The organism is Streptomyces sp. NPDC001532 (assembly GCF_040298625.1).
In the GTDB taxonomy this organism is placed as follows: Bacteria; Actinomycetota; Actinomycetes; order Streptomycetales; family Streptomycetaceae; genus Streptomyces.
This window is the reverse complement of the sequence record NZ_JBEPAL010000024.1, coordinates 25,163-47,125: the sequence shown is the minus strand read 5'-3', so window position 1 is coordinate 47,125 and position 21,963 is coordinate 25,163. Positions and strand designations below refer to the sequence as shown.

Sequence of the window (21,963 nt, the reverse complement as noted above, 5' to 3'; positions counted from 1 at the left end):
CTAGTCGGTCAGTGACGGCGCCGCTCGCGGCGGCGCGGCCCGCCCCGCAGGGAGGCGAGCACCAGGCGTCCGTACCGGGTGGTCAGGGCCGCGGCGGTGGCGGCGAGGGCGCCGGCGAGGGCGATCAGCAGATGCCGGGGGTTCTCGTCGCCGAGGACCTGGAGCACGGAGAGGGCGGTGCCCAGCGGCAGTCCGAGGACGGTGAGCACCCCGAGCGCCCCGGCGATCTGCGCGCTCTCCCGGGTCTGCACGATCCGGCTGTGGTCGGCGGCCTCGGCGAGGATGTCCGCGAACAGTTCGGGCAGCCGGTGCCGGGCCTGGAAGGCGCGCAGCAGTCCGTCGGCGGGCCCGTGCACGGTCTGGTGGCGGCGCCAGTGGGTGCTGCGGAAGACCGCGATGTTCCGCTCCAGCGCGGACACCCGCCGGGCGAGCCCCGTGGAACGCTCGTAGACGGTGGACAACTCGTCGGTGAGCGCGTCCAGGTGGTCGCGCTGGACCATGCCGAGCAGCAGCGCGTCGAGGTGCACGGTACGGGCCTGGAGCAGCGCGAAGTCGTAGAAGTCGCCGGGGCCCTGGTCCGGCCGGTGGCCGAGGAAGGCCGCGCCGTGCCGGTCGACGAGGGCGCTCCAGTCGGCGGAGATGCGGATGGTCTCGTCCGCGACGCGTTCGACGCGCTCGGGCGGTGACGGGTTGTCGGCCTCGGTGGCCCGCCAGGCCAGGGCGCGCAGCCAGGCGTCCGCCGAACCCGGGAGCCGGCCGTCGGCGTCTCTGAGGGCGGCGGTGTGGCCGGGTCCGGGAGTGAGGAAGGCGACCGTGTAGGGGCGGGCCAGGGCGAAGGGGGCGGTGGGCGGGGCGGTGTCGGCGACGCCGGCGAAGAGCGCTGCCGGGTCGAGTGCGCCGGTCAGCGGGTCGGGGCCGGCGCCCGAGCGGTGTCCGATCGCCCGCAGCACGTCCAGCAGATGCGGGCCGCGGACGGTGAGGTGCAGCACGCCGAGCGCCTGCCGGGGTTCCTTGGGCGTCGCCACCCGCAGCAGTTCCAGGCCGTCCAGCAGCAGCGGCCCCTGCGCCACGGGCGGGGTGCGGTGCCAGCGGCGGCCGTACAGGGCCCGCGCGGCGGCGGGCGCGAAGTACCGGGCGCGGCGCTCCCGGTCGCCGTCCGCGAAAGGCAGCGGACCCGGCTCCCAGTCGGGGTCGCCGTCCAGCAGTACCGGCAGCACCACCGACACCGTCTGCCGCACGCCTTCCGCGGCGTCGAGCCCGTCGCTCAACTGCCGTGCCCGGCCTCGGTGAAGCGGTCGCGCAGCTCCCGTTTGAGGATCTTGCCGCTGGCGTTGCGGGGCAGCGCGTCGACGAAGACGATCCGCTTGGGTGCCTTGAAGGCGGTGAGGCGCTCGCGGGCGTGGGCGATCAGCTCCGCCTCGGTGACCTCGCCGCGCGGGACGACGAACGCGGTGATCGCCTCGATCCACTTCTCGTCGGGCAGACCGACGACGGCGGTCTCGGCGACGCCCTCATGGGTGTAGAGCGCGTCCTCGACCTGGCGTGAGGCGACCAGCACCCCACCGGAGTTGATGACGTCCTTGACCCGGTCGACGACGGTGAAGTAGCCGTCGGCGTCCCGGACGGCGAGGTCGCCGGAGCGGAACCAGCCGTCGCGGAAGGCCTCGGCCGTCTCCTCGGGCTTGTCCCAGTAGCCCTCGCACAGCTGCGGGGAGCGGTAGACGATCTCGCCGGGGGTGCCGTCGGGCACGTCCTTGCCGTCCTCGTCGACGACCCGCGCGTCCACGAACAGCACCGGCCGGCCGCAGGAGTCCATGCGGCCTTCGTGCTCGTCGGGGGCGAGGACGGTGGCCAGGGGGCCGATCTCGCTCTGTCCGAAGCAGTTGTAGAAGGCCAGTCGGGGCAGCCGGGCGCGCAGCCGCTCCAGCACGGGCACCGGCATGATCGAGGCGCCGTAGTACGCCTTGCGCAGGCCGCCGAGGTCGCGGGTGGGGAAGTCGGGGCGGCCGGCGAGGCCGATCCAGACGGTGGGCGGGGCGAAGAGGCTGTCGACCCGTCCGGCCTCGATCAGGTCGAAGAGCCGGTCGCCGTCGGGCGCGTCGAGGATGACGTTGGTGGCGCCGACCGCGAGGTACGGCAGCAGGAACACGTGCATCTGCGCCGAGTGGTACAGCGGCAGCGCGTGCGCCGGGCGGTCCCCGGCGCTCAGGTCCAGTGCGGTGATGGCGCTCAGGTACTCGTGCACCAGCGCCCGGTGGGTCATCATCGCGCCCTTCGGCAGCGCGGTGGTGCCGGAGGTGTAGAGCAGCTGCACCAGGTCCTCGCCGCCGGCCTCCGGGCCGTCGTACGGCGCCGCCGAGGTCAGCAGGTCGAGCAGCGAGCCGTCGGCGTCCCACAGCGGCAGCGCCGGTACGCCCTCGGGCAGCCGGCCGGCCAGGCCGGGGTCGGCGAGGACCAGGGAGGAGCCGGACTGGCCGATCAGGTAGGCCAGATCGTCGCCGGTGAGGTTCTGGTTGACCGGCACGTGCACCAGGCCCGCGCGGGCGCAGGCGAGGAAACCGATGAGGTAGGCGTCGGAGTTGTGGCCGTAGGCGCCGACCCGGTCGCCGGGGGCCAGGCCGCGGCCGAGGAGGGCGCTCGCGGCGCGGGAGACGGCGTCGTCCAGTTCCTCGTAGGTCCACCGGCGGTCGCGGTACTCGACCGCGACGCGTGCCGGGGTGCGGCGGGCGCTGCGGCGCAGCACCCCGTCGACCGTGCTGCCGTGTCCGGGCGTCATGGCACCCGATCCTCGATCCGCGTGCGGGCGCGGTCAAGACGCCCCGCCACACCACTGCACCGAGAACATACCCGTTGGTACGCTCAACCGCCCCTTCCCCCGATGATGTTGGGAGGCTCCATGCGCATCCGCCTGAGACGGCTCGCCGTCACGGCCGTCGCCCTGTTCACCGCCACGGCCACGCTGCCCGCGGCGGCCGCCGCGCCGGACGGCCGCGAGGACCGTCCCGCGCACGGCGGGCTGTCCGCCGTCATCCGCTACACCGAGTACGGCATTCCGCACATCGTCGCGCACAGCTACGCCGACCTCGGTTTCGGCACCGGGTGGGCGCAGGCCGCCGACCAGGTGTGCGTGCTGGCCGACGGGTTCGTGACGGTGCGCGGCGAGCGCTCCCGGTACTTCGGGTCCGGTGCCGCGCCGGATCTGTCGCTCTCCTCGGCGGCCACCAACCTCTCCAGCGATCTGTACTTCCGCGGGGTGCGGGAGGCGGGCACCGTGGAGAAGCTGCTCGCCGAACCGGCGCCGGCGGGCCCCAGCCGGGCCGCGAAGGAGATGATGCGGGGCTACGCGGCCGGCTACAACGCCTGGTTGCGCGAGAACCGGATCACCGACCCGGCGTGCGCGGGCGCCGCCTGGGTGCGGCCGGTGTCGACGCTGGACGTGGCGGCGCGCGGGCACGCGCTCGCGGTGCTCGGCGGGCAGGGCCGGGCGGTGGAGGGCATCACGGCCGCGCGGCCGCCGGTGCGGGCGGCGTCCTCCGGCGGGGCCGCGGCGTCCCGTGCCTCGGGTGACTCCGACGCCGGGCCGAGCGAGCGGACCGCGCCGAGCGCCGAGGACACCGCCCGCGCCGTCCGGGAGCTGCTGGCCGCGGACTCCGCCGACATGGGCTCCAACGCGGTCGCGTTCAGCGGTGCCACCACCGCGAACGGCCGGGGCCTGCTGCTCGGCAACCCGCACTACCCGTGGCAGGGCGGTCGCCGGTTCTGGCAGTCGCAGCAGACCATCCCCGGCCGGCTCGACGTGGCCGGCGGCTCGCTGCTCGGCTCGGCCACCATGTCCATAGGCCACAACGCCCGGGTGGCCTGGAGCCACACCGTGGCGACCGGCGTCACCATGAACCTGCACCAGCTGACCCTCGACCCGGCGGATCCGACCGTCTACCTGGTCGACGGCCGGCCGGAGCGGATGACGAAGCGTGTCGTCACCGTCGCCGTGAAGGACGGCGCACCCGTCACCCGCACCCAGTGGTGGACGCGCTACGGCCCGGTGCTCTCCTCGCTCGGCGCGAGCGTGCCGCTGCCGTGGACCGCCACCACCGCGTACGCCGTCCACGACCCCAACGCCGCCAACCTGCGCGGCTCCGACACCGCCCTCGGCTTCAGCCGGGCCCGTGGCACGGACGACATCCTCGACACCCTGCGCACGACCCAGGGCCTGCCGTGGGTGAACACCATCGCCGCCGACGCGGCCGGGCACACCCTGTTCACCCAGTCGCAGGTGCTGCCCCGGATCACCGACGACCTCGCCCAGCGCTGCTCCACCGCGCTCGGCAAGGTCACCTACCCGTCGTCGGGACTCGCCGTGCTGGACGGCTCGCGCGGCGACTGCGCCCTCGGCCGGGACGCCGACGCGGTGCGGGCGGGCATGTTCGGGCCGTCGCGGATGCCGACGCTGCGGGACGCGCCGTACGCGGAGAACTCCAACGACAGCGCCTGGCTCGCCAACGCCGACCGGCCGCTGACCGGCTACGAGCGGATCTTCGGCAACACCGGCACCCCCCGCTCGCTGCGCACCCGCGGCGCGATCGAGGACGTGGCGGCGATGGCCGAACGCGAGGGGCTGACGGTAGGCGACCTCCAGCGGCAGCAGTTCGCCAACCGCGCCCCGGCCGGTGACCTGGCCGCGACCGACGCGGCGAAGGCCTGCGCCGAGCTGCCCGGCGGCACGGCGACGAGCAGCCAGGGCGGCGCGGTGGACGTCCGGGAGGCCTGCGAGGTGCTGGCCGGCTGGGACCGCACGGTGGACACCGGGAGCCGGGGGGCGCTGCTCTTCGACCGGTTCTGGCGGAAGCTGACGGCGACGGTCCCGGCGGCCCAGCTGTGGAAGGTGCCGTTCTCCCCGGCCGACCCGGTCCGCACCCCGCACACCCTCGACACGGCCGCGCCCGGCTTCGCCACGGCCCTCGCGGACGCGGTCGCCGAGCTGCGGGCGGCGGGCATCGGGCTCGACGCGCCGCTCGGACGGCACCAGTTCGTGGTGCGGGGCGGCGAGCGCATCCCCGTGCCGGGCGGCACCGAGTCGCTGGGCGTGTGGAACAAGATCGAGCCGGTGTGGGACCCGGCGCGCGGCGGCTACCCGGAGGTGACCACCGGCTCCAGCTACATCCAGGCCGTCGGCTGGGACGGCGGCCGCTGCCCGGTGGCGCGGACGCTGCTGTCGTACTCCCAGTCCTCGAACCCGAACTCGCCCCACCAGGCCGACCAGACCCGGCTGTTCTCCGGTGAGCGGTGGGTGACGTCGCGGTTCTGCGAGAAGGACATCCTCGGCTCGCCCGAGCTGAAGGTGGTCCGGGTGCGCGAGCGCTGAGCACCGCCCGCGGCCCGTCCGGTGGCGGCCCCACCGGACGGGCCCGGCGCGCGGCCGGTCAACCGGCCGATGCGCAAGAGTTTCTGATGTAGCGTCAGATTCGTCGCTTGGTACGACGGACATACTCCCGGGGACATCCGGACGGCTCGGCGGAAGGAACTCCCGTGACCGAAGACGCGGCGGACAGAGCGACCGGCAGGCTGACCCGGCGGCAGCTCGGCAGGGGGACGCTGGCCCTGGGCGGCGCCCTGGCCCTGGCACCGTTTCCCGCCGGACCGGCCGCCGCCGCGGAGCGGGCCGGGCGACCGACCCTCCGGCACGGCTCCGCCGAGCGGGCCGGGCTGCTGGACTCCCATCTGCGCCGGCTCGTCACCGACGCCGAAACGTTTCTCGGCCCCTCCCCCAGACATCCCTGGTACGCGGGCGCCGTCCTCCTCGCCGGCCGCGGCGGCACGGTGGCGCTGCACCGGCCGATCGGCATGGCGGTGCGCTACGCGGCGTACGACGAGCGCACCGACACCGGCGTCGAGTTCCCGGCCGAGCGGCAGCTCCCGATGGCCGAGGACACCGTCTTCGACCTCGCCTCCGTCTCCAAGCTGTTCACCTCGCTCCTCGCCGTGCAGCAGATCGAGCGCGGCGCCCTGGAACTGGAGGGCACGGTCGCCTCGTACCTCCCGGAGTTCGGGGCCGCGGGCAAGCAGGACATCACCGTGCGGCAGCTGCTCACCCACACCTCGGGGTTCCGCGCCTGGATCCCGCTGTACAACGCGCCGACGCGCGCGGAGAAGCTGCGGCTGATCTGGGACGAGGCACCGCTGAACCCGCCCGGCACCCGGTACCTCTACTCGGACCTCAACCTGATCACGCTCCAGCTCGTCCTGGAGAGCATCACCGGTCGCGGCCTGGACACCCTGCTCCACGACGAAATCACCGCTCCCCTCGGGATGCACCACACCCGTTACAACCCGCCCGCCTCCTGGAGACCGCGGATCGCGGCCACCGAGGACGCCCGCAAGCCCTGGTCGGGACTGGACCGGGGCCTGGTCTGGGGCGAGGTGCACGACGAGAACGCCCACTCGCTCGGCGGTGTCGCGGGCCACGCCGGAGTCTTCTCCACCGCGTGGGACCTGGCCGTACTCGCCCGGACCCTGCTCAACGGCGGGGTCTACGGGCGGACGCGCATCCTGCGGCCGGAGTCGGTGGAGCTGATGTTCACCGACTTCAACACCGCCTTCCCCGGCGACGAACACGGCCTCGGCTTCGAGCTGTACCAGCACTGGTACATGGGCGCCATGGCCACCCCGCGCACCGCCGGCCACACCGGGTTCACCGGCACCTCCCTGGTCCTCGACCCGACCACCGACTCCTTCCTGGTGGTGCTCGGCAACTCGGTGCATCCGGTGCGCACCTGGCGGTCCGGGTCGGCGCCCCGGGTCGCCGCCGCTAACAACCTGGCACGGGCCGTCCCGGTCCGCCCGGCGCGCGGACGGACCTCGTGGTTCGCCGGCATGGCGAGTCCGGCGGCGGCCACGCTCGCCCTGCCCGCGCTGGACACCTCCGGCGGCGGCGCCCGGCTGCGGTGCCTGCTGTGGTGGGACACCGAGCCGGGAGCGGACGGCCTCGTCCTGGAGTCCTCGGCCGACGGCGGCGGCAGCTGGCAGCCGGTGCCGTTCACCACGGTCCGGCCGGGCGAGCGGCCCGCGGACCATCCGTCCGGCACGGTCGGCGGCTGGTCGGGACGGGTCTGGCACCGGCTCACCGCGGACCTCCCGGCGGCCCCGGCCCTCACCCTGCGCTGGCGGTACACCACCGACCGGCTGTACGTCGGCCGCGGCGGCTACGTCGACGGGCTGCGCGTCGAGGCGGCCGGCACCGTCCTCTTCGACGAGGCCCGGCCCGCCGACGCCGCCCGGATCACCACGGCGGGCTGGTCGGCGTCCGCCGACTGAGGTCAGCCGCCCGGCAGCGGCTGCTCGGCCCAGATGGTCTTGCCGGTGCCGCTGGGCCGGCTGCCCCAGCGCCGGGTGAGCTGGGCGACCAGCAGCAGTCCGCGGCCGCCCTCGTCGAAGGTGCGGGCCCGGCGCAGATGCGGGGAGGTGTTGCTGGCGTCGGAGACCTCGCAGATCAGGGCGTGGTCGCGGATGAGCCGGAGCTGGATGGGGGCGCCGCCGTAGCGGATGGCGTTGGTGACCAGTTCGCTGGCGACGAGTTCGGTGACGAACGCGGCCTCCTCCAGTCCCCAGCGCTGAAGTTGCTCGGTGACGTGCTGCCGGGCGGTGGCGACCTCCGCCGGGTCGGCGGGCAGATCCCAGACGGCGAACTGGTCGGCGTCCAGGGCCCGGGTGCGGGCGACCAGCAGGGCCACGTCGTCGACGGGGGTGTCGGGGAGCAGCGACTTCAGCACGGTGTCGCACACCTCCTCCAGACTGTCGGCGGGTGCCGTCAGCGCGGCGCACAGGGCGGCCGTGCCCCGGTCGCCGTCGAGGTCGCGGGCCTCGACCAGGCCGTCGGTGTAGAGGGCCAGCAGGGCGCCCTCGGGCAGCTCCAGCTCGGTCGCCTCGAAGGGCAGGCCGCCGACGCCGAGCATGGGTCCTGCGGTCATCTCGACCACCTGGACGGTGCCGTCGGGCAGTCTCACGACCGGGGCGGGCTGTCCGGCGGCGGCCAGGGTGCAGCGCCGGACCACCGGGTCGTACACCGCGTACAGGCAGGTCGCCGCGATCTCGCCGGCCTCCGCGTGGCCGTCGCCGGCGAGATGGCCGACCAGGTCGTCGAGGTGGGTGAGGAGTTCGTCCGGCGGCAGGTCGACGTCGGCCAGCGTCCACACCGCCGTACGGAGCCGCCCCATGGTCACCGAGGCGTGGATGCCGTGACCGGCGACGTCCCCGACGACCAGCGCCACCCGGGAGCCGGACAGCGGGATGACGTCGAACCAGTCGCCGCCCGCGCCCGCCGGGGAGAGGGCCGGCAGATAGCGGGAGGCGCACTCGACCGCCGCCTGCCCGGCCACCCCCTGCGGCAGCAGACTGCGTTGTAGGGCGAGCGCGGTGGTGCGTTCCCGCGTGTAGCGGCGGGCGTTGTCCACGCACACGGCGGCACGGCCCACGAGTTCCCGCGCCACGAACACGTCGTCCGCGTCGAAGGGCTCGGGGTGTTCCGCGGTGAGATCGCGGACCAGGACGGCGACCCCCAGAGTGGTGTCCCGTGCGACCAGGGGTACGGCCAGCAGGGACAGCCCGGTGGCGTCGGATCCGGGGAGCCAGGTGGCGAGGGCGGGGTCCGCGGTGCCGGTGAGCACCGGCTCGCCGGTGGCGAGGGCGCGGGCGGGCGCCGACGCGGGCGGGTAGGAGTGGGCGGCGCCCACGTCCAGGTCGGTCCCGGCCCCACGCGCGCCCACGGAACGGTGGGCGACCCTCCGCAGCAGCGGGTCGGCGCCCAGCACTCCGGCGTCGGGCTCCTCGCCTTCCAGGACCGGTTCGAGCAGGTCGACGCCGGCGATGTCGGCGAGCCGGGGCACCGCCAGTTCGGCCAGCTCGCGGGCGGTGTGGAAGACGTCGAGTTCGGTGCCGAGGCAGGCGGCGGCCTCGTTCAGCATCTCCAGCCGCTGCCGGGCCCCGTGCTGCTCGCTGCTGTCGAACGCGGCGAGGGCGGTGCCGATCAGTTCGCCGGACGGTGCGCGCACCGGCCACATCTCGACGTTCCAGGCGTGCGTGCGCCGCCCGGACGGTGAGCGGGTCCGGCTCTGCTCGTACCGCACGGGCCTTCCGGTCTCCGCCACCCGCGCCAGGTGGTGCAGGAAGCCGTGGCCGTGCCCGGAGCGGGCTCCGAACTCCGCCGCCGTCTCGTTTCCGCGGACGGGGCGCATGCCGGTGTCGAAGAGGGACAGGGCCACGGGCGCCTGCCGGAACGCCAGTTCGCCCAGCGGCGGCTCGTGGTCGTCGGGCGCGGCGGTGATGACACAGCCCGCCGGCTCACCCCCGGCGCCGCCCAGCGGACAGGCCCACAGGGCCAGTTCCAGCCGCCGCCCGTCGCGGTGCCGTACCCCCACTACAGCGGTGCCCGCCCCGGCCAGCCGGTGCCGTACGGTGCCGGCGTCGCCGTCGACCAGGTCGGCGGCCGGGCGGCCGGTGACCTGCTCCGCGTCGTACCCGGTGAGACGGCGGGCGCCCTCGCTCCAGCCCGTGACCAGACCGTGCACGTCGACCACCGCCACGGCCTCACTCGCCGTGGCCGCCCGCACCTCGCCTCGCGGCGACGTCACCATGTCTCCGAGGATCGCGCGCTCCGCCACGGTCATCAAGCCGAGCGGACCATCACCGGGGTCGTCACGGCCTCGGGGCCCGGACGCCTGGCCAGACGTCACGGCCGCCGGGGGCCGACCGCTTCGACCGCCACCCGACCTACGCCCGGACGCATCCGCCGTCACCATCGCCTCTGGGGCCGACCACATCGACCTTCACCATGGCGGCCACCGTCACCGGGCCCGAAGATCAGCCGCCTCGCCCGGCGAGACAGCCGCCCCCATCACAACCACCCCATAGGCCGGACGGCCCAAGCCCCCGGCCCCCTCACTCACTCCCCCAACACCGCCATGGCCGCGTTGTGCCCCGGTACCCCGCTCACTCCGCCGCCGCGTACCGCGCCCGCGCCGCACAGGAGGACGTTGGGGTGGCCGGTTTCCACGCCCCAGCGGCCGGTGGTGTCGTGGGTGTGGGGCCAGGAGAGGTCGCGGTGGAAGATGTTGCCGCCGGGCAGGCGCAGGTCGCGTTCCAGGTCCAGCGGGGTCTTCGCCTCGATGCAGGGGCGGCCGTCGGCGTCCTCGGCCAGGCAGTCGGCGAGGGGTTCGGCGAGGTGGGTGTCGAGCTGGGCGAGGGTGAGTTTCAGCAGCTCGTCGCGGACGGCGTCGTGGTCGCGGGCGAAGAGCCGGGCGGGGGTGTGCAGGCCGAAGAGGGTCAGGGTCTGGTAGCCGCGGTCGGTGAGGCCGGGGGCGAGGATCGTCGGGTCGGTCAGGGAGTGGCAGTAGATCTCGGAGGGCGGGGCGGCGGGCAGCTCGCCGGCGGCGGCGCGGGCGTGGGCGTCGGCCAGCTGCCGGTAGCCCTCGGCGATGTGGAAGGTGCCGGCGAACGCCTCGCGCGGGTCGACGTCGGGGTCGCGCAGCCGGGGCAGTCGCTTGAGCAGCATGTTGACCTTCAGCTGGGCGCCCTCGGCGGGGTCGGGCGGGGTGCCGCCGGTGAGGGCCGCCAGCTCCTGCGGGGAGGCGTTGACCAGGACGTGCCGGGCGGCGGCGACACCCTCTCCGTCGGCCGTGCGGTAGGTGACCTCGGCGTTCGTGCCGTCGGTGGCGATGTGCAGCGCCTCGTGGCCGGTGGCGAGGACGGCGCCGGCGGCGCGCGCGGTGGCGGCCAGCGCGTCGGTGAGGGCGCCCATGCCGCCGACCGGGACGTCCCAGGCGCCGGTGCCGCCGCCGATGACGTGGTAGAGGAAGCAGCGGTTCTGGCGCAGCGAGGCGTCGTGGGCGTCGGCGAAGGTGCCGATCAGCGCGTCGGTGAGGACCACTCCGCGCACCAGGTCGTCCGCGAAGTGCTGCTCGACGGCGACGCCGATGGGCTCCTCGAAGAGCATCCGCCAGGCGTCCTCGTCGTCGACGCGGCGGCGCAGTTCGGCCCGGTCGGGCAGGGGTTCGGTGAGGGTGGGGAAGACCCGCTGGGCGACCCGGCCGGTCATGCCGTAGAACCGCTGCCAGGCGGCGTACTCGCGGTCGCCGCCGGTGAGCCGTGCGAAGGCCTCCCGGGTGCGCCGTTCGCCGCCGCCGACGAGCAGCCCGGTGGGGCGTCCGTCGCGTTCGACGGGGGTGTACGAGGAGACGGTGCGGGTCCGGACCCGGAAGTCCAGTCCGAGGTCCCGGACGATCTTCCGGGGCAGCAGGCTGACGAGGTAGGAGTAGCGCGAGAGCCGCGCGTCGACGCCGGTGAACGGGCGGGTGGAGACCGCGGCGCCCCCGGTGTGGTCGAGGCGTTCCAGGACCAGGACCGACCGGCCGGCGCGGGCCAGATAGGCGGCGGCGACCAGACCGTTGTGTCCGCCGCCGACGATGACGGCGTCGTAGGCGCGGGAGTGCGGGGGTGGGGGCATGGTCCTTCGTAACACGGGTGATCGACTCCCGCCAGATGCCCGTCCGGGCTGTGTTCGCCCGGTCGTCTCACGCCCTTTGGCCGCGCAGCGCCGCCGCTCTGCGGTACAGCTCCACCGCCTCGGGGCCGCGGCCGAGCTGTTCCAGGCAGTGCGCCTCGTCGTTGCGGCTGGTGAGGGTGTCGGGGTGGTCGGCGCCGAGGACGCGTTCGCGGACGGCGGCGACGGTGCGGTACTCGGCGAGGGCGTCCTGCCAGCGGCCGAGCCAGCCGAGGCCGACGGCGACCTCGCGGCGGCTCACCAGGGTGTCCGGGTGGTCGGGGCCGAGGACCCGCTCGCGGATCGCGCACACGTCGCGGGCCTCGGCCAGGGCCTCCTCCCAGCGGTCCAGGCGGCCGAGGTTGACGCCGAGGCCGTGGCGGGCGCGCAGGGTCTCGGGGTGGGCCGGGCCGTACACGCGCAGACGGTCCTCGACGAGGCCGCGGTACAGCCGCAGCGCCTCGACGCTGCGGCCGAGCCGGCCGAGGCTGATGCCCACCTCGTGGCGGGCGGCGAGGGTGTCGGGGTGGTCGGCGCCGAGGACCCGGGCGCGTGCCTCGGCGACCTCCCGGTAGGTGTGCAGCGCGTCCGCCCAGCGGCCGAGCTGTCCGAGCGCGTAGGCGACCTCGTAGCGGCTGACGAGGGTGTCGGGGTGGTCGGGGCCGAGCACCCGGGCACGGTCCCCGGCGACCCGGCAGGCCATCCGGTAGGAGTCCTCCAGGCGGCCCAGCCGGCCGAGGTTGAAGGCGAGGTTGTGGCGGCAGCGCAGGGTGTCGGGGTGGTCGGGGCCCATGGTGCGTTCGCGGGCGGCGAGCACCGCCGTGTACACCCGGTCGGCGTCGAGCGCCCGGCCCAGCTGGCCGAGCACGTACGCCATCTCCTGCCGGGCGGCCAGGGTCTGCGGGTGGTCGGCGCCGAGCTGCCGGGTCCGCACCCGCGCCACCTGGGTGTACTCGCGCAGCGCGTCGGCGGGGCGGCCGGTGCGGCTGAGGGCGAAGGCGACCTGGTGCCGGCTGTCGAGGGTGTCGGGGTGCTCCGGGCCGAGCAGGTGCTCCCGTTCCGCGGCGACCGCCCGGTGCACCTCCTCGGCCTCCGCCCAGCGGCCGAGCCGGCCGAGGCTGAGGGCCGCGTTGTGGCGCCCGGCCAGGGTGGCCAGCACCTCGGGTGCCGGTACGGGCGGCCGCTGCGGTTCGGGCTGCCGCACCGGGCCGGTGACGGGGCGGGCGGTCCAGGCGCCGGTGAGGCCGGCCGAGGCGTCCGGGGGTGTGCTGCGTGGTCCGGGGCCGGTCGCCTTGTGGCCGGTGGTCATCCCGCGGGTCCAGGAGGGCAGCCGCGGCTCGGGGAACGGCATGGCTCCGGCGGCTGGCACGTAGGAGGGGGTGTCCCGGGCCGCGCTGATCCGCCGTCCCACCTCGCGGGCGTCGGCGGGCCGCTCGTCGGGCAGTTTGGCGAGCAGGTCGAGGATGATCCGCTCCAGGTAGGCGGGCAGGTCGGGGCGGTGGCCGCGGGGCGGCCGGGGTGGGGTGTCCCGGTGGCCGACGAGGATCGCCCAGGCGTCGTCGAGGTCGAACGGCGGTACGCCGGTGGCGATCTCGTAGAGCACGCAGCCGAGCGAGTACAGGTCGCTGCGCTGGTCGACGCCGTCCCCGCCGATCTGCTCCGGCGACATGTAGTGCGGGGTGCCCATGGCGATGCCGGTGCCGGTCAGCCGGGAGGTGAAGCCGATGTCGTGGCCGAGACGGGCGATGCCGAAGTCGCAGATCTTCACGGTGCCGTCGGTCAGCCGCACGATGTTGGCGGGTTTCAGGTCCCGGTGGACGATGCCCTGCTGGTGGGTGTAGGCGAGCGCGGCGGACACCTGGTCGGCGATGTCGACGACCTCGTCGACCGGCAGCGGATGGTGTCTGTTGTCCTCCAGCAGCTCGCTGAGGTTGCGGCCCTGGAGCAGTTCCATGACGAGGAAGAGCACGCCGTCGGACTCGCCGAAGTCGTGCACGACGGTCACCCCGCGGTGCTGGAGCGCCGCCGCCACTCTCGCCTCGCGCCGGAACCGCTCGCGCAGCACCCGGGTGAACGCGTGGTCGTGCTGCGGGCCGAGCGGCTTGAGGCATTTGACGGCGACCTGACGTCCCAGTGACTCGTCGCGCGCCCGCCACACCTCGCCCATGCCGCCGCGCCCGATCAGGTCCAGCAGCCGGTAGCGGCCCTGGATCAGCCTGGTCTCCCCCATCGCGTACCGTCGCCCCCGTCGGTGGTCCGCCGCGCCTTCCCCCTCGCTCGTCCAGTATGGCGGGCTATCGACCGACTTTGTACGGCGCCGGGCGCGAGCCCGGGCCGAGCCTCTCCATCGCCCGCACGATGTGTTTGGGCGGCAGTTGCCAGCGCAGACGTGCGGGAACGGCGCGCAGGGCGGTGCCGGTGAGGCGAAGCCGCCGGGTGACCGTGGCGGGTGCGGAGGCCGGTCTGCCGTAGAGCGTGTGGGCGTACGGGGGCAGGGAGTCGTACGCCAGTTGTGCCACGCGCCGCCACAGCACCTCGCGCGCCGGTATGAGCAGCGGGTGTGTCGGGGGGTGGCGCAGGAAGTCGTCCACCACGCGTGCCTCGGGGCCGGCGGCAAGTTCGGGGCGGACGCGCTCGAAGTAGGCCGCCAGTTCCGCGCGGTCGCCGGGGACGTCGGCGGGGTCGAGGCCGACCAGGCGGGCGCTGGTGCGGTGCTCGGCGATGTAGCGGTCGGCCGCGTCGTCGGTCATGGGGTGGCCGGAGCGCCGCAGCACGTGCAGATAGGAGTCGATCTCGGCGCAGTGCACCCAGCGCAGCAGGGCCGGTTCGCCGATGCCGTAGCGCTCGCCGGTGTCCGGGTCGGTCGCGGACAGCAGGCTGTGGATCTTGCGGACCCGGGCGCCGGCCTTCTCGGCGGCGCCGGTGGTGTCGTACGTCGTGGTGCCGACGAAGTCGGCGGTGCGCAGGAGTCTGCCCCAGGCGTCGCGGCGGAAGTCGGAGTTCTGCAGGACGCCGCGGACCGAGCGCGGGTGCAGGGCCTGGAGGTAGAGGGCGCGGATGCCGGCGATCCACATCATCGGGTCGCCGTGCAGCTGCCAGGTCACCGAGCGCGGTCCGAAGAGTCCGGGATCGGCTGTCCGAGAGGCCGTCATGTGCGGAGGCTAGCGCCGCACCCGCGGCCTGCCCAGACGGCCGTTCGGTCCCGGTCAGTCCAGGGAGCCGAGGAAGTCGGTGCAGGCGCGTGCGCAGGCGCGGCAGGCCTGGGCGGCCTCCTCGGCGCCGGGCCGGGCGTCGAAGACGTGCGCGGCCTCCAGGCAGACGGTCCGGCACCACTCCAGCTGGACGCGCAGTCCGGACTCGTCGAGCTGGCTCTGCTCGGCCAGCATCCGGCAGGTGGCGTCGCACACCTCGGCGCACATGATGCCCTTGCGCCGGACGAGTTCCTGTTCGGCGGTGCCGTCGGGGTCCACCAGGCTCGCGCGCAGGGCGCAGGCCCGCGCGCACTCCGTGCACGCCTGCGCGCAGACGAACCGGTCCTCCAGGAACCGGATGAGTTCCGCTTGCGATGGCGTCGAAGTCACACCGCGCGGGTAGCCGCCGCGCGGCTCGTCAAACACCCGGCGGGCCCGGAACCGGCCGGTTTCCGCCCGGCGCACGGCCGGTTCTCCACCCCTCGGGCCGGGCACTCGGCCCGCGCGGCCCGGCACTGCCGGAGGAGGTGGGCGACGTGCCCGGACGAGAGGAACTGCCGTCGACGCTGGAGCGCTCGCCGCGGGACGCCCAGCGCACCTGGATCAAGGCGCACGACTCCGCGGTCGAGCAGTACGGCGAGGGTGAGCGGGCGCATCGCGTCGCCTACGGCGCGCTGAAGCACTCGTACGAGAAGGTCGGCGACCACTGGGAGCGCAAGGAGGGCGGTCGCAGGGGTCCCTCGGACCCGCGGTCGGCGCGACCGCGGCAGCTCGGCGGGCGCAGCGGCGAGGGCGTCGACGAACACGCCTCGAAGCGGCATCTGTACGAGGTGGCGAAGCGGCTGGAGGTGGCCGGCCGGTCCCGGATGTCCAGGGCCGAGCTGCTGGACGCGATACGCAGGGCCAACCGGTCCGCAACCCGGGAGGCCCGCTCCCGGTGACCCGGTTCATGGGCGATTTGCGGGGTATTCACACCGTATGACTCGTATGAGTACCGCAACGATGCAGCTGGCCGAGCCGAGCGGGCTGCTCAGCATCGGGATGTTCGTGGTCGGTATCGCCGTGGTGGCCCTGCTGCTCGGCGGATTCTGGCTCGGCACGCGTATCAGGCTCCGTGAGTCGCCGCGTCCGCGGCCCGAGGAGCAACCGCACCTGCCGCCGGGCGGCGCGGTGCACGAGGTCAGGGAGAGCCGGGAACCCCTCGACGTCCCCAAGGTGCCGAAGGGCGGCCGCCCGCTCCTGCCGCACGAGATGGGCAGCTTCGGCAACAGCGGGACCCGCCCCGGTCCGGAACAGTCGCGGCCCCGCTGGTCCAAGGGCAGCAGCGGCTCCTGGGGCGGCGGCGGACCCGGCGCCCACTGATCGCCCGGCACACGCACGGAGGTGAGATCCATGGCCGAGTCCGGCCGTGACGCCCTTCCCCTGCCCGACTACGACCATCTGCCCCTGGGCGGACTGGAGAGCCGGGTGCGCTCCCTGAGCGCGTCGCAGGTGGAGGAGCTGATCGCCTACGAGCGGACGCACGCCGACCGGCTTCCGGTGACCGAGCTCCTGAGCGCCCGCCTGGACCAGCTGCACGGGGGCGCCTCACCGACCTCCGGCGATCCGTCGGCCATCCGTCCCGAGCAGGGCCAGGGCCGCTCCGGGTCCTCCGTGTCACCGGCGACCTCGGCCCACCCGCTCAGCCCTCCGCCGCACGGCACCCCGGACCAGCGCGGCAAGCCGAAGGGCGACCGGATGTAGTCCGCTCCTGGACGGCCCGACCGGTGCGCGGGACCTCGTACGGGGTCCCGCGCACCGGCGTGTCGCGATGGGAGCGGCGTGGTGCGGCCGGGCCGCCGCCGCGGGATCGCGGTTGGCGGGGCCCGGTTCGCGGGGCCCGGTTCGGCCGGACGGGTGGTCCGGTTGGGCCGGGCGCGCTCAGGGGGTGCGGCGGGCGTCGTCGAGACCGCTCACCCGGGCCACGTTCCCGCGGTCGTCGGCGTCCTCGCTCGGTGTGCCCGCGAACCAGGCGTCGAGGATCTCCTTCAGCAGCGGCCCGGACGTCAGCCGCAGGCTCAGCGCCAGCACGTTCGCGTCGTTCCAGCGGCGGGCGCCGTCGGCGGTGTAGGCGTCCGTGCACAGGGCGGCCCGGACGCCGGGCACCTTGTTCGCGGCGATGGACGCGCCGGTGCCGGTCCAGCAGCAGACCACCGCCTGGTCCGCCGTACCGTCGGCCACCTCCTGGGCGGCCGCTGCCGAGCAGACCGCCCACTGAGGGTCGTCGCCGGGCCGCAGCGCACCGTGCGCGGCCACCTCGTGGCCCCGCTCGCGCAGTTCGGCGAGCAGGAGGCGGGCGACGGGTTCGTCCATGTCGGAGGAGACGGAGATCCGCATGCCGAGGAGGTTACTCCGGCGTCCGGCCCATCGAACCGCTCGGGCCGGCGGGCCTCCTTTCGGGTCCGCGCCTCAGCCGGTGAAGGCCTGGTCGCTGTCGCGGTGTGCGCCCCAGCCGTGCCAGCGCTCCACCTCGATCCACGCGCTGACTCGGGTGCGCACCCGGTCCGGGTAGGGCTTGCCGGTGTAGTGGCGGGCGATGCGGTCGGCGTCGGTCAGGCCGTCGTCCGCGTACATCTCGCCGACGCGGCCGATGAGCGTGACGTGGGTGTACCAGTCGTCGCCGTCGAGGACGGTGAGGGTGACGTGCGGGTCCCGGCGCAGGTGCCTGAGGCGGACCCGGCCCTCGTCCAGGGTGATCAGCGCCCGGCCGTCCTCCCACAGGTACCAGGTGGGCGTGGACACCGGTCGGCCGTCGGAGCGCAGGGTGGCCATGACCGCCGGGTTGGGGCGGCGCAGCAGTTCCTGGGCGTCCGGGGGCAGCGGGGGCTTGGACATCGGTGGTTCCTTCCGGTGCGGGGTCAGGCGTCGGGCTGCTCGTCGAAGCTGGCGAAGTACGCGGCGGCCATGTCCTCGTCGGCGTGGCCCTGGGCGGCGGCGCGCTCCAGCCGGGCGGCGCCCGCGGCGGCCACGTCCAGACGGACGCCGTACCGGGCGCCGGCCTCGACGATGAGCCGGGCGTCCTTGGCGGCGGTGCCGACGGCGAACTGCGGCGGAGTGAGCCGGTCCTCCAGGATCAGCTCGGACTTGGCGTGCAGGTACCCCATGTCGAGCGGTCCGCCCGCGATCGCGTCGAAGAAGTCCCGCGGGTCCACGCCGAGCGCCTTCGCCAGCGCCAGGGCCTCGCCGGCCGCGTTGGTGGCGGCGATGACCCAGCTGTTGGCGACCAGTTTCAGCCGGGTCGCGGTGGCCGCGGCGCCGTCCTCGCCGGTCCACACGGTGCGGGCGCCGACCGCGTCGAAGACCGGCGTGACCGTGGCCCGGCCCTCCGCGGGACCGGCGGCCAGGACGAGGAGCCGGCCGGCCTCGGCGGGTGCGCGGGTGCCGAGCACCGGGGCGTCGTAGAGGAGCAGGCCGTGCTCGCGGGCGAAGGCGGCCAGGTCGGCCATGGCCTCCAGGCCGGCGGTGGTCGACTGCACCCAGGCGGTGCCGGGGCGCAGGGCGGGCGCGGCCTGCCGCATGACGTCCAGGGCTGCCGGGCCGTCGTGGAGCATGGTCAGGACGACATCGGCGCCCTCGACCGCCTCGGCGGGGCCTGCGGCGATGTGCGCGCCGTCGGCGGCGAGCGGTTCGGCCTTGGCGCGGCTGCGGTTCCAGGCGCGGACGGTGTGTCCGGCCCGCGCGAGGTTGCGGGCCATCGCGGCGCCCATGATGCCGGTGCCGAGGACGCTCACGGTGAGCTGGTCGGTCATGACGTCAACACTTCCTCATCCATGCGGGGTGACGGGTGCGCTGGCCTGCTGATCACCCGGTCCGCCGCGCTCGCCAGTCGGGCGTCGTGCGTGACGCCCGATCCGACCCTGCCACCTTCCGGGGGTGCCGCGCGCGGCAGGGTGCGGGCGGGGCCTCGGCGGGTCAGGCGGGCGGGGTGCCGGAGGCGGCGCGGATCAGGCCGTCCAGCCGGGCCCGGTGGCCGCTGAGCATCGGGTTCGGGGGCTGCCGGGCGAGTTCCGCGGCGGCCGGCCGATCTGCGTGTCCTGGGCCAGGACGCGCACCCGGCCGCCGGGCAGGTCCTCCTGTGCGAGGAGCACCTGGCCGCCGGCCGGCGCCGCCGCACGAGCCGCCGGAACCGCCGCTGAACACCCTGTTCCTCGGGCAGCGCCCGGCGCGGAGGCCGGTCCGGACGTGCTGCGCGTCCGCGGCCACCTGCGTCACGCCGCCCGGCGATGATGACGGGCGGTGCCGGCACACCGCTCAGTCCGGCAGCACCAGCCGCCCCGTCTCCCCCGGCTGGAGGCGTACCGCGCGGTCCGGGAGGCGGACGTCGATCGGGTTGGCGTCGGAGGACGGCAGAGTGATCTCCAGCCGGGAGTGGCGCAGCCGCAGCCGGACGCCCCAGTTGCCCTGGTAGCGCAGCGAGAAGCCGTAGCTGGACAGTTCGGGCAGCGGGACGGGGTCGAGCCAGAGGGCGCCCTGGCGGGTGGCGAGGCCGGTGAGGCCGCGCTGGACGAGGTCGAGGGTGCCGGCCATCGCGCCGAGGTGGATGCCCTCGCCGGTGGTGCCGCCCTGCACGTCGGCGATGTCGCCGCGCAGCGCCTCCTGGCAGAACTGCCAGGCCTCGGCGCGCCGGGCGCGGGCCAGCACCCAGCCGTGCACGAGTCCGCTGAGGGTGGAGCCGTGGCTGGTGCGGTGCAGGTAGTAGTCGACGGTGCGGTGCCAGGTCTCGTCGTCCAGGCGCAGCCCCAGCCGGTCGAAGAGGTTGCGGAGTTCGGGCGGTGAGAAGAGGTAGCCGAGCATGAGGACGTCGGCCTGTTTGGAGGCCTGGTAGCGGTTGACGGTGTCGTCCTCGGCCTCCAGGATCCGGTCGAGGCGCCGGATGTCGCCGTAGCGGGCCCGGTAGCCGTGCCAGTCGAGTTCGGCCAGCTCGCCGTAGCCCTCGAACTGGCTGATGACCCCGTTGTGGAACGGCACGTGCAGGGTGCGGGACACCTCCTGCCAGCGCTCGGTCTCGTGGCGGTCGAGGCCGGTGCGCTCGGTGAGTTCCCGGCGGCGCGGCTCGGGCAGGTCGGCCAGCACTTCGAGGGTGCGGCTGAGCACCCAGGCGGCCATGACGTTGGTGTACGCGTTGTCGTCGAGGCCGGGTCCGCTCGCGTCCGGGTAGGCGTCGTGGTACTCGTCGGGCCCCACCACCCCTTTGATGCGGTGCCGTCCGAGACGCTCGTCCCAGGTGGCGGCGTCGGCCCAGAACCGGGAGATCTGGAGCAGCATCTCGGCGCCCTTGGCCTGGAGGAACTCGATGTCCCCGCTGGCCTCGCAGTACTCCCAGACGTTGTAGGCGATCGCCGAGCCGACGTGGTACTGGAGGTGCGAGTGGTCGGGCAGCCAGCGCCCGGAGCGCGGGTTCAGGTGCAGTTGCTGGGTCTCCTCGCGGCCGTCGCTGCCGCTCTGCCACGGGTACATCGCGCCGCGGCGGCCCGCGTCCCGGGCGGCGGTGCAGGCCTGTTCCAGGCGCCGGTGCCGGTAGTGCAGCAGGGCCCTGGAGACCTCGGGGAAGCGCAGGTTGAGGTACGGCAGCACGAACAGCTCGTCCCAGAAGACGTGCCCGCGGTAGGCCTCGCCGTGCAGCCCGCGGGCCGGGACGCCGACGTCGAGGTCGGCGGTGTGCGGCGACAGGGTCTGCAGCACATGGAACAGGTGCAGGCGCAGGATGCGGCCCGCCTCCCCCGGCACGTCCAGGTCGCCGCGCCGCCACAGCTGGTGCCAGGCGGTGTGGTGGGCGGCCAGCAGCTCGTCGAAGCCGGGCGCGCGGCCGACCCGGGCGATCGCGGCGTGCAGCGGGTCGCTGATGGCGGGGTCGCGCGAGGTGTGCAGGGCGACGGTCTTGTCGACGACGGCCGGGACGCCGGGCGTCAGATACAGCCGGGTCCGCTGGGTGGTGCGCGGGCGGGAGTGGCGGGCGGTGACGGGCCCCTCGGCGGTGAGCCGGGAGGCCATGCCGATGCGGATGTCGGAGGTGCTGGTGCGGCAGCGCAGCCAGACGGTGTCTCCGGCGGCGGTGCCGGTGTGCCCGTGGACGAGGTGGTGGCCGTCCAGGTCGCGGTAGCGGGGCACGCCCGCGTTGGTGACGCCGGCGTCGAGGGCGGCCTCGACATGGAGTTCGCCGCCGAAGCCCTCGGCGGTGAACTCGGTGCGCAGCGCGGCCAGGTGCGGGTCGCCCATGTGCACCAGGCGCTGCTGGCGCACCGTCAGCGAGCGTCTGTTACCGAGGCCGTAGCGGGTACGGCGTTCGAGGACGCCCGCGTCCAGGTGCAGCGTCTGGTGGTGTTCCAGCACCTCTGCGGTGTCGGGGCTGAACCAGGCCCGGCCGCCGAGCCGGAACCGCAGCGGCAGCCAGTTCGGCAGGTTCACCATGTCCTCGTTCTCGACCATGCGGCCGGAGACGTTGGAGGTGAGCCGGTTGTAGCAGCCCGCCACATAGGTGCCCGGGTAGTGCACGTCGTCCGCGGCGCACTCCGGGAGCGCGCCGCGGGTCGCGAAGTAGCCGTTGCCGAGCGTGCACAGCGACTCCCGCAGTCGCTCGTCGGCGGGCTCGTAGCCCTCGTACGTCCAGGTCCAGCCCGTCACTTCGGTGCTCCTCCCGCGTGCGGCGCGCCGGCCCGCGGGGTGCGAGGGGCCGGCGCCGTGCCGCAGCAGTCTCTCCCCGGGAGCGGGTCGGGCCGTGCGGTCCACGCCGGTCACGGGGTGAAGCGGTGGATTCCCGGGCGGGTCAGCAGGGCGCGGCGGTGCCCGCGGCGTCGCGGCGGAGCACGGTGACCCGGCGGAAGTTGCAGCCGCCGGGTGGCAGATCCTCGGGGGCCGGGCCGCCCTGGTGGGCCTTGAGAGCCATGCTCACCAGGCTCTGCAGCAGGTCGACGTCCGTGTCGCAGTCCAGGTGGACGGTCACCCACCGGGAGCCGGGCACGAGGCGGATCGCCGTCGACTCCCCGAGGTCGGCGGCGAAGCGCCGCAGGGCCCGGCTGGTGAGGTGGAGGTCCACGTCGTGGTCGGAGTGGAAGTGGGCTATCTCGCTGTGGGCGGTGCGAAGTGCCCGCCCCGTGCCGCAACTGGCGGGCCCCGCCGTGAGGTCGGGCCAGGCCTCCAGTTGCTCCAGGGCGCGCTGGGCCAGAGTCATGGCCCCATCGTCACCCCCTCACCGCGCTGACACCA

At 74.7% G+C, this 21,963-nt stretch carries 17 protein-coding genes; 5 read left to right on the top strand and 12 right to left on the bottom strand.

Translation table 11 applies throughout. The annotated features are described in order from the left end of the window. Window positions 1–8 precede the first annotated feature (8 nt). Together ABT232_RS22170 and ABT232_RS22165 are read right to left on the bottom strand one after the other, a co-directional pair. The gene (locus ABT232_RS22170) at window positions 9–1,268 is read right to left on the bottom strand and encodes a hypothetical protein (protein ID WP_351842482.1); all 1,260 of its coding nucleotides are present in this window, start codon (window positions 1,266–1,268) and stop codon (window positions 9–11) included. Continuing rightward, window positions 1,265–2,776, bottom strand: coding sequence for an acyl-CoA synthetase (locus ABT232_RS22165; RefSeq protein ID WP_351842480.1), 1,512 nt, complete (start codon window positions 2,774–2,776; stop codon window positions 1,265–1,267). The genes ABT232_RS22170 and ABT232_RS22165 overlap by 4 nt, the downstream gene beginning before the upstream one ends. A 120-nt stretch (window positions 2,777–2,896) precedes the next feature. Here ABT232_RS22165 and ABT232_RS22160 point away from each other — a divergent pair, with 120 nt between their 5' ends. Then, the gene (locus ABT232_RS22160; RefSeq protein WP_351842478.1) at window positions 2,897–5,362 is read left to right on the top strand and encodes a penicillin acylase family protein; all 2,466 of its coding nucleotides are present in this window, start codon (window positions 2,897–2,899) and stop codon (window positions 5,360–5,362) included. Between the two features lie 164 nt (window positions 5,363–5,526). After that, window positions 5,527–7,311 carry a serine hydrolase domain-containing protein gene (locus ABT232_RS22155; RefSeq protein ID WP_351842476.1) on the top strand — a complete coding sequence of 595 codons (1,785 nt, stop codon included), beginning with the start codon at window positions 5,527–5,529 and terminating at the stop codon, window positions 7,309–7,311. A gap of 2 nt (window positions 7,312–7,313) precedes the next feature. On the opposite strand, the gene ABT232_RS22150 is transcribed toward ABT232_RS22155, so the two are convergent. The 5 genes from ABT232_RS22150 to ABT232_RS22130 form a co-directional block, all read right to left on the bottom strand. After that, entirely contained in the window at window positions 7,314–9,626 is a 2,313-nt protein-coding gene (locus tag ABT232_RS22150) for a SpoIIE family protein phosphatase (protein WP_351842620.1), read from the bottom strand. 308 nt (window positions 9,627–9,934) lie between these two features. Further along, window positions 9,935–11,494: a phytoene desaturase family protein gene (locus ABT232_RS22145; RefSeq protein ID WP_351842474.1), complete on the bottom strand. Its 1,560-nt coding sequence runs from the start codon at window positions 11,492–11,494 to the stop codon at window positions 9,935–9,937. A 67-nt stretch (window positions 11,495–11,561) separates the two neighbouring features. Beyond that, the gene (locus ABT232_RS22140) at window positions 11,562–13,760 is read right to left on the bottom strand and encodes a serine/threonine-protein kinase (protein WP_351842472.1); all 2,199 of its coding nucleotides are present in this window, start codon (window positions 13,758–13,760) and stop codon (window positions 11,562–11,564) included. 64 nt (window positions 13,761–13,824) lie between these two features. Then, complete coding sequence (locus ABT232_RS22135; RefSeq protein ID WP_351842470.1) at window positions 13,825–14,682, bottom strand: oxygenase MpaB family protein; 858 nt, start codon at window positions 14,680–14,682, stop codon at window positions 13,825–13,827. Between the two features lie 54 nt (window positions 14,683–14,736). Next, window positions 14,737–15,111, bottom strand: coding sequence for a four-helix bundle copper-binding protein (locus ABT232_RS22130; RefSeq protein ID WP_351842468.1), 375 nt, complete (start codon window positions 15,109–15,111; stop codon window positions 14,737–14,739). 146 nt (window positions 15,112–15,257) lie between these two features. Between ABT232_RS22130 and ABT232_RS22125 the strand changes: the two genes are divergently transcribed. The 3 genes from ABT232_RS22125 to ABT232_RS22115 are packed head-to-tail and all read left to right on the top strand — an operon-like array spanning window position 15,258 to window position 16,464. After that, the gene (locus ABT232_RS22125) at window positions 15,258–15,662 is read left to right on the top strand and encodes a ChaB family protein (protein WP_351842466.1); all 405 of its coding nucleotides are present in this window, start codon (window positions 15,258–15,260) and stop codon (window positions 15,660–15,662) included. 46 nt (window positions 15,663–15,708) lie between these two features. Next, window positions 15,709–16,083 (top strand): DUF6479 family protein, encoded by a 375-nt coding sequence (locus tag ABT232_RS22120; protein WP_351842464.1) that lies wholly within the window; start codon window positions 15,709–15,711, stop codon window positions 16,081–16,083. 30 nt (window positions 16,084–16,113) lie between these two features. Next, complete coding sequence (locus tag ABT232_RS22115; RefSeq protein WP_351842462.1) at window positions 16,114–16,464, top strand: DUF8129 domain-containing protein; 351 nt, start codon at window positions 16,114–16,116, stop codon at window positions 16,462–16,464. Window positions 16,465–16,641: 177 nt separating this feature from the next. Here the strand turns inward: ABT232_RS22115 and ABT232_RS22110 are convergent, their stop codons facing one another. From ABT232_RS22110 to ABT232_RS22090, 5 genes are all read right to left on the bottom strand, one after another. Beyond that, a complete protein-coding gene (locus tag ABT232_RS22110; protein ID WP_351842460.1) occupies window positions 16,642–17,097 on the bottom strand; it encodes an RpiB/LacA/LacB family sugar-phosphate isomerase in 456 nt (151 codons plus the stop codon). A 72-nt stretch (window positions 17,098–17,169) separates the two neighbouring features. After that, on the bottom strand, window positions 17,170–17,595 hold the full coding sequence (locus ABT232_RS22105; protein ID WP_351842459.1) for a PPOX class F420-dependent oxidoreductase: 426 nt from the start codon (window positions 17,593–17,595) through the stop codon (window positions 17,170–17,172). A 23-nt stretch (window positions 17,596–17,618) separates the two neighbouring features. Further along, window positions 17,619–18,509, bottom strand: coding sequence for an NAD(P)-dependent oxidoreductase (locus tag ABT232_RS22100; RefSeq protein WP_351842457.1), 891 nt, complete (start codon window positions 18,507–18,509; stop codon window positions 17,619–17,621). Between the two features lie 502 nt (window positions 18,510–19,011). After that, a complete protein-coding gene (locus tag ABT232_RS22095) occupies window positions 19,012–21,381 on the bottom strand; it encodes a glycoside hydrolase family 65 protein (protein ID WP_351842455.1) in 2,370 nt (789 codons plus the stop codon). A gap of 142 nt (window positions 21,382–21,523) precedes the next feature. Then, window positions 21,524–21,928, bottom strand: coding sequence for a luciferase domain-containing protein (locus tag ABT232_RS22090; RefSeq protein ID WP_351842453.1), 405 nt, complete (start codon window positions 21,926–21,928; stop codon window positions 21,524–21,526). Between the last annotated feature and the right edge of the window lie 35 nt (window positions 21,929–21,963).

Bases quoted from the DNA above. Each gene is read 5' to 3' on its own strand.
- ABT232_RS22165 (WP_351842480.1), bottom strand. From the start codon at position 2,776: ATGACGCCCGGACACGGCAGCACGGTCGACGGGGTGCTGCGCCGCAGC.
- ABT232_RS22160 (WP_351842478.1), top strand. From the start codon at position 2,897: ATGCGCATCCGCCTGAGACGGCTCGCCGTCACGGCCGTCGCCCTGTTC.
- ABT232_RS22150 (WP_351842620.1), bottom strand. From the start codon at position 9,626: ATGGTGACGTCGCCGCGAGGCGAGGTGCGGGCGGCCACGGCGAGTGAG.
- ABT232_RS22145 (WP_351842474.1), bottom strand. From the start codon at position 11,494: ATGCCCCCACCCCCGCACTCCCGCGCCTACGACGCCGTCATCGTCGGC.
- ABT232_RS22140 (WP_351842472.1), bottom strand. From the start codon at position 13,760: ATGGGGGAGACCAGGCTGATCCAGGGCCGCTACCGGCTGCTGGACCTG.
- ABT232_RS22135 (WP_351842470.1), bottom strand. From the start codon at position 14,682: ATGACGGCCTCTCGGACAGCCGATCCCGGACTCTTCGGACCGCGCTCG.
- ABT232_RS22120 (WP_351842464.1), top strand. From the start codon at position 15,709: ATGAGTACCGCAACGATGCAGCTGGCCGAGCCGAGCGGGCTGCTCAGC.
- ABT232_RS22115 (WP_351842462.1), top strand. From the start codon at position 16,114: ATGGCCGAGTCCGGCCGTGACGCCCTTCCCCTGCCCGACTACGACCAT.
- ABT232_RS22110 (WP_351842460.1), bottom strand. From the start codon at position 17,097: ATGCGGATCTCCGTCTCCTCCGACATGGACGAACCCGTCGCCCGCCTC.
- ABT232_RS22105 (WP_351842459.1), bottom strand. From the start codon at position 17,595: ATGTCCAAGCCCCCGCTGCCCCCGGACGCCCAGGAACTGCTGCGCCGC.
- ABT232_RS22100 (WP_351842457.1), bottom strand. From the start codon at position 18,509: ATGACCGACCAGCTCACCGTGAGCGTCCTCGGCACCGGCATCATGGGC.
- ABT232_RS22090 (WP_351842453.1), bottom strand. From the start codon at position 21,928: ATGACTCTGGCCCAGCGCGCCCTGGAGCAACTGGAGGCCTGGCCCGAC.